Below are 12934 nucleotides of genomic sequence, written 5' to 3'. Positions count from 1 at the left end.
AAACCGAGGTAGAAGCGGTGGTCGGGCATGCCGGGACAACCGGCTGGCCACACGAGGCTATCCGATGTTGCCCGGTGCACGCCAAATGGGGGAACCGGCGAACGGAAGATAATCTCGTAGCACCAACCGTAGCGCATCCCCGGAGACCCCGTGTTCGCGAGTGTGCGAACCCGACGGGAACCCGTGCTCATCGTGTTCGCCGCCGTGTACAGGAAGGAGCCGCATGCCCACGGAGCCCCCCGATGCCGGTGAGCGCGTCCACGAGTCGCTCCAGATCCTCGATCCCCAGGCGGTGCGCCGCTGGTCCCGGCTGTGCGCCGACGTCCTCGGGCGCGCACGCGCGGAGATCGACGCGCTCAACGTCTTCCCCGTGCCCGACGGCGACACCGGGACGAACCTCCACCTGACCATGCTCTCGGCCGCCGAGGCGCTGGACGGGCTGCCGCAGGACGCCGACGCCGAGAGCACGTGGCGCACGCTGGCCCAGGGGGCCCTGCTCGGAGCCAGGGGCAACTCCGGCGTCATCGTCAGCCAGGCGCTGAGAGGCATGGCCGAGGTGCTCAAGCACGCCAAGGGCGGCGGCCGTGACCTGCGGGAAGGGCTGGTCAGGGCGGCCGAGATGGCGCGCAAGGCCGTGGCGAGGCCGGTCGAGGGCACCATCCTCAGCGTGCTCAGCGCGGTGGCGGGTGCCGTGGAGGACGCCTCCGACGAGCTGGCCGAGGTCGCCAGGAAGGCGGCGGTGGCCGCCCGGGGAGCGCTCGGCCGTACCACGGGCCAGCTGGACGTGCTCGCACGCAACGGCGTCGTGGACGCCGGCGCCGCGGGCCTCACGGTGATCATGGAGAGCCTGGCCGCCGTGGTCACCGACTCCTACGCCGATCGGTACGACGTGCCCGCGCCGGCCGCGAAGTTCGAGCCCGAGGTGGCGCGGGGTCCCGGGTACGAGGTGATGTACCTGCTGGAAGCCGGCGAGGACGCCGTGGCCGGGTTGCGGGAGGAGCTCGACGGCCTCGGCGACTCACTGGTGGTGGTCGGGGGAGACGGCCTGTGGAACGTCCACGTCCACGTGGACGACGCCGGGGCCGCGATCGAGGCCGGGATGCGCGCCGGGCGGCCGTACCGCCTCAAGATCGTCTACCTGGAGGCCCCGGCGCGCACCCATCGCGCCGGGGACGGCCGGGGCGTGGTCGCCGTCGCGGCCGGTGACGGCATCGCGAGGCTGTTCCGGGAGGCCGGGGCCGTGGTGGTGCGTCGCGAGCCGGGCTCCAGCCCCTCGCTGGCGGCCGTGCTGGCCGCGATCAGGGAGGCGGGCACCGAGGTCGTCGTGCTGCCCAACGACACCGGGGTCAACGCGGTCGCGGTGGCCGCCGCCGAGATCGCCCGCGAAGAGGGCGTCGTCGTCAGCGTGCTGCCCACCAAGGGCACCGTGCAGGGCCTCGCGGCGCTCGCCGTGCACGACCCGCTGCGCCGTTTCGACGACGACGTGGTGGCGATGACCGACGCCGCCGGCCACACCCGCCACGGCCACGTCTGGGTGGCCGACCGCGAGGCCATGACCAGCGCGGGCATGTGCCGCCCCGGTGACGTGCTGGGCGTCATCGACGGCGACGTCGCCCTGATCGGCTCGGCAGTGGAGGACATCGCGGTGGAGATCACCTCCCGCATGCTCTCGGTCAGCAGCGAGCTGGTGACCCTGATCATGGGAGTCGACGCCGACGCGCGGCTGGCCCGGGCCGTACAGGACCACCTCGACGCGGTACGCCCGGACATCGAGGTCGTCGCCTACGAAGGAGGCCAGGGCGGCTACCCCCTCCTGATCGGCGTCGAATGACCCGCCCACCCCCGGGAGCCGGGGCAGGGCGCGTTCTCGTGGACGGTGAGCATGGTGTCCTTGTCGGCCGGGAGCGGTAGAACTTGGTGACGTGACGCGTTTCGACGAGCCGCTCATCAAGGCGCTTGACCCCAAGACGGCCAAGCCGCTCGAGAGCTCGCTCAACATCACCACGGTCGGCGAGCTGCTGCGCCACTACCCCCGGCGGTACGCCGAGCGGGGCGAGCTGACCGCGCTCGACGCCCTCGAGGTCGACGAGCACGTGACGGTGGTGGGCGAGGTCTCGCGCCTGATGCGCAAGCCCATGCGCAACCGCGCGGGCACCTGGCTGGAGGTCGAGGTCGTCGACGGCAGGCGCAACACGATCTACCTGTCGTTCTTCGGCAAGGTCTCGCACGTGATCGAGGGCCGCCTGAAGGCCGGCACGCGCGCGATGTTCTCCGGGAAGGTCGGGCGCTTCGGGCGCGGCGAGCGGGCGAAGTGGCAGCTCAACCACCCCGAGTTCGAGCTTTTCGAGGAGAGCGACTCCTCGGCGGCCGAGTTCGCCGCCGCGCCCGTCCCGATCTACCCGGCGGCCAACGGCATCACGTCCTGGGTGATCCGCAGGGCGATCGGCATCGTGCTCGACACGCTCGGCCCGCTTCCCGACCCGCTCCCCGAGGAGCTGCGGTCGCGTCACCGGCTGCCCGGCCTGGCCGACGCGCTGGAGGCCGTCCACCGGCCGCGCGACCAGGGTGACATCTCGCGGGCGCGCAAGCGGCTGAGGTTCGACGAGGCGTTCGTGCTCCAGGCCGTGCTGGCCCAGCGCCGCCAGGCCGCCGCCGCGTGGCCCGCGACGCCCCGCCCGCGCCGCGACGACGGGCTGCTCGCCGACTTCGACGGCCGGCTCCCGTTCCAGCTCACCGAGGGCCAGGTCGAGGTGGGCGAGGAGGTCGCGGCCGAGCTGGCGCGCGATCACCCCATGCACCGGCTGCTCCAGGGCGAGGTCGGCGCGGGCAAGACCGTGGTGGCGCTGCGCGCGATGCTCCAGGTCGTCGACGCCGGCGGCCAGGCGGCCCTGCTGGCGCCCACCGAGGTCCTGGCGCAGCAGCACCACAGGTCGATCACCCGCATGCTCGGCGACCTCGGCACGGGGGGCATGTTCGGCGGCACGGCGGTGACCTTGCTGACCGGCTCGATGGGGGCCGCGGGCCGGCGGGCGGCGCTGCTCGACGCCGCGTCGGGCGCGGCGGGCATCGTCGTGGGCACCCATGCCCTGCTCCAGGAGCACGTCCAGTTCGCCGATCTGGGGCTCGTCGTCGTGGACGAGCAGCACCGCTTCGGCGTCGAGCAGCGCGACGCGCTGCGCGAGAAGGCGGGCGGCGGCCGTCCGCACGTCCTGGTGATGACGGCCACCCCGATCCCGCGCACGGTCGCCATGACCGTCTTCGGCGACCTGGAGGTCTCCACGCTGACCCAGCTGCCCTCCGGCCGCGCGCCGATCACGACCCACGTGGTGCCCGCCTCCGACAAGCCCCACTTCCTGGAGCGCACCTGGGAGCGCATCCGCGAGGAGGTCGGCCTCGGCCGCCAGGCGTACATCGTCTGTCCCCGCATCGGCGACCTGGAGGGCGACGAGGGCGATCTGGGCGACTCGGCGCAGGAGTCCGAGGAGGAGCGGCGCCCGCCTCTCGCCGTGCTGGAGATCGCCCCCATGCTCGCGGGCGGGCCGCTGGGCGGCCTGCGCGTCGAGGTGCTGCACGGACGCCTGCCCCCCGACGAGAAGGACGGGGTGATGCGCGCCTTCACGCGGGGCGAGATCGACGTGCTGATCGCGACCACCGTGATCGAGGTCGGGGTGGACGTCCCCAACGCCTCGGTCATGGTCATCATGGACGCCGACCGGTTCGGCGTCTCCCAGCTCCACCAGCTTCGCGGGCGGGTGGGCCGTGGAGGGCTGCCCGGCCTCTGCCTGCTCGTCACCGACTTCCCGGCGGGCACCCCGGCACGCGACCGGCTCGACGCGGTGGCCGCCACGCTCGACGGCTTCGAGCTGTCCAGGGTCGACCTTGAGCAGCGGCGCGAGGGCGACGTGCTCGGCGCGGCGCAGTCCGGGCGCAGATCCTCGCTCAAGATGCTGCGGCTGCTCCGCGACGAGGACGTCATCAGGGACGCGCGCGAGGAGGCCGCGAGCCTCCTGGCGGGTGACCCGGAGCTGGAGGAGCATCCCGCGCTCAAGGCCGAGATCGACAGGCTGCTCGGCGATGACCGCGCCGAATACCTGGAAAAGGCCTGACACGCTTGAACACCTGGGCGTGGCCTGGTTCTCGGTTCGGTACCAGGTGGCCGCAGGTGGGAGAGGGCTATGTCAGCTCAGGGCGCCGCCCTGGGTCATGAGAATGACCCAGGGCCCAGCCTTGGGACGGCCTCCCCCCGAATGCCGTCCCCGGCTGGGCCCACCCTCGGGTCAGGTGCCGAGGGCACCGGCGCGCGGAAGGGCTCACGATCACGCCGGTCGGCCTTCCCCTGGGTCACCATGAAGGCCGCAGAACTCATCATGTGGGTTCGGGCGGCGGTGGGGAACGACCCTTGCGCATTCGTCGCCGACACTTGGCCACTCTTGACCTTGCGGCTTCGGAAGGCGCGGCGAGCAGCGAGAATGGGCGGGTGACCCGAGTCATCGCAGGAACCGCCGGGGGGCGGCGCATCGCCGTCCCGCCAGGGCGTGCCACGCGGCCGACGAGCGACCGCGCCAGGGAAGGCCTGTTCTCCTCCGTCGGCTCCCTCCTCGGGCCGCTGGACGGCGCCAGGGTGCTCGACCTGTACGCCGGGTCCGGCGCGGTGGGCTTGGAGGCGCTCTCGCGGGGGGCGGCGCACGCGTTGCTGGTGGAGTCCGACGCGAAGGCCGCGCGCACGATCAAGGCGAACATCTCCGAGCTCGGGCTGCCGGGGGCCGTCGTCGTGGGTGACAGGGTCGAGCGGGTGGTCGCCGGCGCGTGCCCGGAGCCGTACGACTTCGTGTTCGCCGACCCTCCCTACGCCGTCAAGGACGAGGTGGTCCTCCAGGTGCTCGAAGCGCTCCGCGACAACGGGTGGCTCGCGCAGGACGCCTTGGTCGCGGTGGAGCGCGAGTCACGGGGGAAGGACTTGGTCTGGCCCTCCGGATTCGAAGAGGAGAGGGTCCGTCGCTACGGCGAAGCGTCTGTTTGGTACGGTCGCGCCGCCGGGAACCAGTCAAACTGGGGGTAAGCCTTGCGTCGTGTCGTCTGCCCGGGGTCCTTCGACCCCGTCACCAACGGTCACCTCGACATCATCGGCCGGACGTCGCGCCTGTACGACGAGGTCGTGGTCGCCGTGCTGATCAATGTCGAGAAGAAGAGCCTGTTCACCGTGGACGAGCGCATCGCGACGCTCGAGGCGGTGACGCGGGAGTACGGCAACGTGCGCGTGGAGAAGTTCTACGGGCTGCTCGTCGACTTCTGCAAGCAGCAGGGCATCCCGACCATCGTCAAGGGTCTGCGCGCGGTCAGCGACTTCGACTACGAGCTACAGATGGCCCAGCTCAACTACCGGATGTCGGGCGTGGAGACGCTCTTCATGTCGACCAACCCGGAGTACTCCTTCCTGTCGTCGAGCAGGCTCAAGGAGATCGCGAGGTACGGTGGGGACGTGTCCGGACTCGTGCCCGATCTCGTGCACCAGATGCTCGTCGAGCGGCTGCGCGGCTAAGTCCTGGTATTCTTTCTCATCGGCCTTGTACGACGGCGGTGATTCGCCATGCCTCAAGAGAGCAGGAAGACGCTGCATAGCCTCGACCCCCGCGCCCCCTGGGTGATTTCCACCCACGATCTGGGTCGGCGACCGGGTTCTATGCGCGAGACCTCCCGTTCCCTCCCGGCTCCGGTGAATCTCTCCGTCGGCATGATCGGCGTTCCCAAGGACGCCGAAATCGAGCTGGACATGCGGCTCGAGGCAGTGATGGAAGGCGTGCTCGTCACGGGCACGGCGAGGGCTCCCCTCAGCGGAGAGTGCTCGCGTTGCCTGGATCCGTTGACCTCGGAGATCGAGGTCGGCTTCCAGGAGCTCTTCTTCTACTCGGCGGAAGACGCCGCCGAGGACGATTCACTCCTCGACGGTGAACTCCTCGATCTCGAGCCGACATTTCGCGACGCGGTGGTGCTGGCACTGCCGTTGAGCCCGGTCTGCAGTGATGACTGTCCCGGGCTGTGCGTGGAGTGTGGGGCCAAGCTGGCGGAAGCCGGCCCGGACCACCGGCACGAGAAGATCGACGCCCGCTGGGCGGCGTTGCAGGGCCTGAAATCCGATAACAACAATGACCCGGAGGGTTGACGTGGCCGTCCCCAAGCGGAAGATGTCGCGGAGCAACACCCGCTCCCGCCGCGCGCAGTGGAAGACCGCCGCGCCCGCGCTCGTGAGCTGTAACCAGTGCCGGTCGCCGAAGCTGCCGCACGTGGCATGCCCGACCTGCGGCACCTACAACCGCCGACAGGTCATCGAGCCGTCGGCCTGATCACGCCTGCGGTGGCCGGTGATCCGGCCGGATGCCCCGCATCCGGCCGGGACGACCGTCCACCGTCCAAGGCGTGCGGTGGCGGTTCGCCCGCGACCGTGGTGGGCGCCGGGGTTGCCGCAATCTCCCGGCGTCCACCACGTTTTCGGGCATTTCCCGCGTTCCATCCGCCATCGCGACCATGGTCGTGACGTGCTACGTGACGGCCGGAGATTCCCGTCCGAGGAGGAGACGTGGCCGCAGGTGGAAAGCCGATCGCCGTAGAGGTCGCCAGAGACGAGCTTGAGCGGGTGCTCGCCGTCCGTCTGGACGACGCGCTTCTGGAGCGGGCGCTGACGCACCGCTCGTACGCGTACGAGAACGGTGGCCTGCCCACCAACGAGCGCCTGGAGTTCCTGGGCGACTCGGTGCTGGGCCTGGTGGTCACCGACACCCTGTTCCGCGGCCACCCCGACCTGCCCGAGGGCCAGCTGGCCAAGCTGCGGGCCGCGGTGGTCAACATGCGCGCGCTCGCCGACGTGGCCCGCGCCCTCGACCTGGGCCGCTTCACGCGGCTCGGCCGGGGCGAGGAGGGCACGGGGGGCCGTGACAAGTCCTCCATCCTGGCCGACACCCTGGAGGCGCTGATCGGCGCCGTCTACGTCGACAAGGGGCTGGACGAGGCGTTCCGCGTGGTCCACCTGCTGTTCGACCCGCTGATCAAGCGCTCCGCCTCGCTCGGGGCGGGTCTCGACTGGAAGACCTCGCTGCAGGAGCTCACGGCCTCCGAGATGCTCGGCGTCCCCGAGTACCACGTGGACGAGAGCGGGCCCGACCACGCCAAGTCGTTCACCGCGGTGGTCAGGGTCGGCGGGCAGGAGTTCGGCTCGGGCGCCGGCCGAAGCAAGAAGGAGGCCGAGCAGCAGGCCGCCGAGGCCGCGTGGACCGCCATCCGCGCCCGCAGCGACGCCCAGGAAAAGCTGGAGAAGGCGACCACCTAGCCCATGCCCGAGTTGCCCGAGGTCGAGGTCGTCCGGCGCGGACTCTCGCGCTGGGTGGCCGGACGCACCATCACCCACGCCGAGGTCCTGCACCCCCGCGCGATCCGCAGGCACGTGCCCGGAGCCGCCGAGTTCGCCGGCAGGCTGGCGGGCCGCACGCTGGTCTCCGCCGAGCGCCGGGGCAAGTACCTGTGGATGCCCCTCCGCGACGCCGAGAGCCCCTCAGAAGGCGTTTCGGGCGCCCTTGGGGCGAACGACTCCCTGGGCGGTTCGGACGCCCTGATGGCCCATCTGGGGATGAGCGGGCAGTTGCTGGTGGCCGACCCCGGTTCTCCGGCCGAGAAGCACCTGCGGGTGCGGCTCGGCTTCGACGACGGCGGCCCCGAGCTGCGGTTCGTCGACCAGCGCACCTTCGGCCACCTGCTGATCGCCGCGCTGGTGCCCCTCGGCCGGCCCGTGCCGGAGCCCATCGTGCACATCGCGGCCGACCCGCTCGAAGAGGCGTTCGACGACGACGTGTTCGCGACGCGGCTGAGCGCCAGGCAGACCGAGATCAAGCGGGCGCTCCTCGATCAGTCGCTGATCAGCGGCGTCGGCAACATCTACGCCGACGAGGCGCTGTGGCGGGCCGGGCTGCACGGAGGCACGCCGACCCGCTCCCTGAGCAGGCGGAAGATCGACGAGTTGCTGGCGGCGGTGCGCGGGGTGATGGGCGAGGCGCTCGGCCAGGGCGGCACGTCCTTCGATAGCCTCTATGTCAACGTCAACGGTGAGAGTGGTTACTTCGACCGGTCACTCAACGTGTACGGCAGGCAGGGCGAGCCGTGCGCCCGCTGCGGCGGGCCCGTCCTGCGGGAGGCGTTCATGAACAGGTCCTCTTACAGCTGCCCCCGCTGTCAACCCCGGGTCCGGGCATGACCGAGGCTCCTGATGCGGGCATGAGTGAGATACGTCTCAACGCCTGGGTGCGCGGGCGCGTGCAGGGCGTGGGTTTCCGCTGGTGGACGCGTTCTCGGGCGCTGGAGCTCGGCCTGGTCGGATCGGCGTCGAATCTCGCCGACGGGCGGGTCGAGGTGGTCGCCGAGGGGCCCCGTGCGGCCTGCGAGAAGCTTCTTGCCCTGCTCAGGGGTGGTGACGCTCCGGGGCGGGTAGATGCTGTGGTGGAGCGCTGGTCACCGGTTCGCGGTGGTTTTGGTGGATTTGTGGAGCGGTAGGCGCTTCCCTTAAACCCCCTAAATAGGGTACATTTACATGTCGGGAGTGCCCATTGGTGCATTCATGGGGAGCGTTCAACTTGACCGCCTCCATTGCCGGTGCGACTCTTGATAGGAAACACGCGCACCCCTCCCGCGGCAAGAAGTGCGCGAACCAGTTTGGTCACTCAGCGTGGAGGACCCTTAACCATGGCGAAGGCTCTACTCGGCCACGTCGGCGGTCTTGACCCTCGAATGGTCTCGGAAATGCGCCGTCTCCAGCAGCGAATCCGGGATCTGGAGGCTGAGCTCACAAGGCTCCAGGCCCAGAACGACGCTCTCGCCGCGCAGTCGCGCGATGAGGCGTTCGCACGTCTGCAAGATCGCGAGCCGGCCCTCACCTGAGAGGTTCGGTACGGCAACACACTGTCAGGGACGCCCCGCAAAGGCGTCCCTTGTCATTTACCCGGTTTTTCTTTACGTACTCGTTCCTCGCCGAGGCGGTTGCGAGACGTTCGAGCCGGGGTGAAGCGCCCTCCCCCTGCCTGAGCATCGCCGCAAGCGACACTCGAACGGTCCTGAGCCGGTAGTGTGCCCCGCAGGGATCGTCCCGAGGGCCTGCAGGCGATCTCGCAGCAGACGGGGAGGTCGGCGCGCGTGTACCTCAAGAACCTCACGCTGCGCGGCTTCAAGTCCTTCGCCTCGGCCACCGCGCTGCGCTTCGAACCCGGCATCACCTGCGTGGTGGGCCCGAACGGCTCAGGCAAGTCCAACGTCGTCGACGCGCTCGCCTGGGTCATGGGCGAGCACAGCGCGAAGTCCCTGCGCGGCGGCAAGATGGAGGACGTCATCTTCGCCGGCACGTCCTCGCGCCCGCCCCTCGGCCGCGCCGAGGTGACGCTGACGATCGACAACACCGACGGCGCGCTCCCCATCGACTACACCGAGGTCACGATCAGCCGGCTGATGTTCAGGTCCGGCCAGAGCGAGTACGCCATCAACGGCGACACCTGCCGGCTCCTCGACATCCAGGAGCTCCTCTCCGACTCCGGCATCGGCCGCGAGATGCACGTCATCGTGGGCCAGGGCCAGCTCGACACGGTGCTCCACGCCGGCCCCGAGGAGCGCAGGGCCTTCATCGAGGAGGCCGCGGGCGTCCTGAAGCACCGCAAGCGCAAGGAGAAGGCGCTGCGGAAGCTCGATGCCATGCAGGCCAACCTCACCCGCGTGCAGGACCTCGCCAACGAGCTCCGCCGCCAGCTCAAGCCCCTGGGCCGCCAGGCCGAGATCGCCAGGAAGGCGGCCGTGATCCAGGCCGACCTGCGCGACGCCCGGCTGCGCCTGCTCGCCGACGACGTCGTACGGCTGCGCACCCACCTCGACCGCGAGGCGGCCGACGAGGCCACGGTGCGCGCCCGGCGCGCCCAGGTCGAGGCCGATCTGGAACAGGGGCAGGCCCGCGAGAGCGAGCTGGAGGCGGCGGAGGCCGCCGCCCAGCCCCGCCTGGCCACCGCCCAGGAGACCTTCTACCGCCTGGCGGCACTCAAGGAGCGGCTGCACAGCGTCGAGACCCTGGCCGCCGAGCGGCACCGCCACGCGATCGAGGCCGCCTCCATCGAGCGCCGAGGGCGCGACCCAGAGGACTACGAGCGCGAGGCCGCGGAGGTGGCCGAGCGCGAGGAGGCACTCAAGGTCGAGCTGGAGCAGACCGAGGAGATCCTGGAGCAGGCCGTCTGGCGGCGCACCGAGGCCGAGAGCGCCCTGGCGGCCGAGGAGAGGCGCCTCGCGGCGGCGGCGCGGCAGGCGGCCGACCGGCGCGAGGGCCTGGCCAGGCTGAGGGGCGAGGTGGCCGCCGTGCGCGGCCGGGCCAGGGCCGCCGAGGAGGAGATCGGGCGCCTGGCCAAGGCACTCTCCGAGGCGCGGCAGCGCAGCGAGCGGGCCCAGGAGGAGCACGACGCCCAGGAGCTCAGCGAGCCCGCCGCCGACCCGGTCCTCGCCGAGGAGCTCGCGCGGGCCGAGCAGGGCGTCGCCGAGGCCAAGGCCGCCGTCGAGGAGGCCAGGGCCGCCGTCGAGGACGCCAAGGCGGCCGTCGAGGTCCCGAGGAGGGCCTTCGCCGAGGCGCGCTCGGCCATGGGCACGGCCAGGGCCGCCGACCAGGAGGCACAGCGGGCGGTCGCCGCGCTGGAGGCCCGCCGCGACGCCCTGGAGATGGGTCTCTCCCAGGGCGCGGACGGCGGCGCGACGCTCATGGCGGCGGGGCTGTCCGGGGTGCTGGGGCCGCTCGCCACGATGATGACCGTCCAGGCGGGGGCCGAGGTGGCCGTCGCGGCCGTGCTCGGCGCCGCCGCCGAGGCGGTCGCCGTGGAGTCGCTGTCCACCGTCGTAGACGCCGTCGAGCTGCTGCGGGCCGAGGAGGCCGGCCGGGCCGGGCTGGTCGTCGCCTCGGACGCCGCCGTCGCGAGGCCCGTTCCCGTCGAGGGTCACCCGTGGGCCGGTGACCTCGTGGTCGTGTCCGACGAGTTCCGTCCGGCCGTCGAGACCCTGCTGTCCGGCGTCGTCGTGGTGGACGACGTCCAGATCGCCAGGAAGCTCGTCGAGGAGCGCCCCGACCTGCGGGCCGTCACCTGGTCCGGCGACCTGGTCGGCGCCTACTACGCGCACGGCGGGTCCGGCGGCGGCACCTCGGTGCTGCAGGTGCGCACCGCTCTCGACCAGGCGATCGCCGATCTCACGGAGGCACGCGCCACCGCCGAGCGCACGGCCGCCGCGCTGGCGGAGGCCGCCGAGGCGGAACGCGCCGCCCAGCAGGCCGTCGAGGCGGCCCAGGCCTGGGCGAACCAGGCGCAGACCGGCGTCAACACCGCCCAGGCCGGGGTGAACACCGCCCAGGGCGTGCTCGACCGCGTGCGCGGCAGGCAGCGCGAGGCCGACCAGCGGGTCGCCGTGGCCGCCAAGCGGCTGGCGCAGCTCGACGCGCAGGCCAGGGCCGCCCGTGACGAGTGCGACCGGCTGGCGAAGAACGTCGCGGCGGCGGAGGAGGCCCGCGACCGCGATCTGGCAGGCGTGGTCGAGCTGGAGGAGCGCCTGGCCGAGGCCGAGTACGCCGACGAGCTTTCCGCCGAGCCGACCACCGAGACGCGCGACGAGCTGGCGAGCGCCTGTTCGGTCACCAGGCAGGCCGAGATGGAGGCCCGCCTGTCCGTCCGCACCGCCGAGGAGCGGGTCAAGGGCATCGCGGGCCGCGCCGACCAGCTCATGCGGGCGGCCAGGCGCGAGCGCGAGGAGCGGGCGGGTGCGGCGGCTCTGCGGGAGCGGCGCCGCGCCCAGGCCCAGGTGGCCGAGGTGGTGGTCCACGGCGTGGGCCGCGCGCTCGGGGTGCTGGAGGCCTCCCTGGCCCTGGCCGCCGAGGAGCGCGACGAGGCCGAGCGGGCGCGCGGAGAGATCGACGCCGAGCTCAAGGCCGTGCGCGTGCGGGTCCGCGAGCTGTCCGGCGAGCTCGACAAGCTGGTCAACCGGGTGCACGGCAACGAGGTGGCCCGCACCGAGCAGCGGCTGCGCCTGGAGCAGATGGAGCTGCGGGCGATGGAGGAGTACGGCGTCGAGATGGACGCCCTGATCTCCGAGTACGGCCCCGAGCAGCCCGTTCCCGTCGCCGAGGGTGAGATGGCGCCCTACGTCCGCGAGGAGCAGGAGAAGCGGGCGAGGGTCGCCGAGAGGCAGATGACCCAGCTCGGCAAGGTCAACCCCCTGGCGCTGGAGGAGTTCGCCGCGCTTGAGGAGCGGCACACCTTCCTCAACTCCCAGCTGGAGGACCTTCGCAAGACCCGGCGCGACCTGCTGACGGTCGTCAAGGAGGTCGACGAGCGGGTGGAGCAGGTCTTCACGGCCGCGTACGAGGACGTCGCCCGCGAGTTCGAGGCGATCTTCGGCCGGGTCTTCCCCGGGGGCGACGGGCGCCTGCTGCTGACCGACCCCGCCGACATGCTCACCACGGGCGTCGACGTCGAGGCGAGGCCTCCGGGCAAGAAGGTCAAGCGCCTGTCCCTGCTGTCGGGCGGCGAGCGCTCGCTGACCGCCGTGGCGTTCCTCATCTCGATCTTCAAGGCGCGCCCTTCCCCGTTCTACGTCATGGACGAGGTCGAGGCGGCGCTCGACGACACCAACACCCAGCGCCTGCTCACCCTGTTCGAGGAGCTGAGGCAGAGCTCGCAGCTCATCGTGATCACCCACCAGAAGCGCACGATGGAGATCGCCGACGCGCTGTACGGGGTGAGCATGCGCGGCGACGGCGTCACCCAGGTGGTCAGCCAGCGCCTCCGCGAACGCGAGACCGCCTGACGCCCGGCCACCTGACGCCGGGTGCGCCGCACACAGGACCGCGTGACCGTGGACGTTCGGCCCGATAGGTAAATCAGTAAAT

At 71.6% G+C, this 12934-nt stretch carries 11 protein-coding genes; all 11 read left to right on the top strand.

Annotated features, from left to right (window positions below; genetic code table 11):
* Positions 1-223: 223 nt before the first annotated feature.
* The 11 genes from ACOZ38_RS38755 (at position 224) to smc (ending at position 12852) form a co-directional block, all read left to right on the top strand.
* Positions 224-1831, top strand: a complete 1608-nt coding sequence (locus tag ACOZ38_RS38755; protein ID WP_424535912.1) for a DAK2 domain-containing protein — start codon at positions 224-226, stop codon at positions 1829-1831.
* Positions 1832-1922: 91 nt separating this feature from the next.
* A complete protein-coding gene (gene recG, locus ACOZ38_RS38750; protein ID WP_424535911.1) occupies positions 1923-4106 on the top strand; it encodes an ATP-dependent DNA helicase RecG in 2184 nt (727 codons plus the stop codon).
* Positions 4107-4477: 371 nt separating this feature from the next.
* Positions 4478-5059 carry a 16S rRNA (guanine(966)-N(2))-methyltransferase RsmD gene (gene rsmD / locus ACOZ38_RS38745; protein WP_405141099.1) on the top strand — a complete coding sequence of 194 codons (582 nt, stop codon included), beginning with the start codon at positions 4478-4480 and terminating at the stop codon, positions 5057-5059.
* Positions 5060-5062: 3 nt separating this feature from the next.
* Positions 5063-5539: a pantetheine-phosphate adenylyltransferase gene (coaD, locus tag ACOZ38_RS38740; RefSeq protein ID WP_405141097.1), complete on the top strand. Its 477-nt coding sequence runs from the start codon at positions 5063-5065 to the stop codon at positions 5537-5539.
* A 48-nt stretch (positions 5540-5587) separates the two neighbouring features.
* On the top strand, positions 5588-6160 hold the full coding sequence (locus ACOZ38_RS38735) for a YceD family protein (RefSeq protein ID WP_424535910.1): 573 nt from the start codon (positions 5588-5590) through the stop codon (positions 6158-6160).
* Between the two features lies 1 nt (position 6161).
* The gene (gene rpmF, locus ACOZ38_RS38730) at positions 6162-6341 is read left to right on the top strand and encodes a 50S ribosomal protein L32 (protein WP_189161846.1); all 180 of its coding nucleotides are present in this window, start codon (positions 6162-6164) and stop codon (positions 6339-6341) included.
* A 290-nt stretch (positions 6342-6631) separates the two neighbouring features.
* A complete protein-coding gene (gene rnc / locus ACOZ38_RS38725) occupies positions 6632-7321 on the top strand; it encodes a ribonuclease III (RefSeq protein WP_392838110.1) in 690 nt (229 codons plus the stop codon).
* A gap of 3 nt (positions 7322-7324) precedes the next feature.
* On the top strand, positions 7325-8239 hold the full coding sequence (mutM, locus tag ACOZ38_RS38720) for a bifunctional DNA-formamidopyrimidine glycosylase/DNA-(apurinic or apyrimidinic site) lyase (RefSeq protein WP_424535909.1): 915 nt from the start codon (positions 7325-7327) through the stop codon (positions 8237-8239).
* Between the two features lie 20 nt (positions 8240-8259).
* Positions 8260-8535 carry an acylphosphatase gene (locus tag ACOZ38_RS38715; protein WP_424535908.1) on the top strand — a complete coding sequence of 92 codons (276 nt, stop codon included), beginning with the start codon at positions 8260-8262 and terminating at the stop codon, positions 8533-8535.
* A 189-nt stretch (positions 8536-8724) separates the two neighbouring features.
* Positions 8725-8919 carry a hypothetical protein gene (locus ACOZ38_RS38710; protein WP_262848107.1) on the top strand — a complete coding sequence of 65 codons (195 nt, stop codon included), beginning with the start codon at positions 8725-8727 and terminating at the stop codon, positions 8917-8919.
* A 252-nt stretch (positions 8920-9171) separates the two neighbouring features.
* Positions 9172-12852 (top strand): chromosome segregation protein SMC, encoded by a 3681-nt coding sequence (gene smc, locus ACOZ38_RS38705; RefSeq protein ID WP_424537166.1) that lies wholly within the window; start codon positions 9172-9174, stop codon positions 12850-12852.
* The last annotated feature ends 82 nt before the right edge of the window (positions 12853-12934 follow it).

It is taken from the genome of Sphaerisporangium viridialbum (assembly GCF_049674955.1).
Taxonomy (GTDB): Bacteria; Actinomycetota; Actinomycetes; order Streptosporangiales; family Streptosporangiaceae; genus Sphaerisporangium; species Sphaerisporangium viridialbum.
This window is presented reverse-complemented; position numbering and strand designations above follow the sequence as displayed.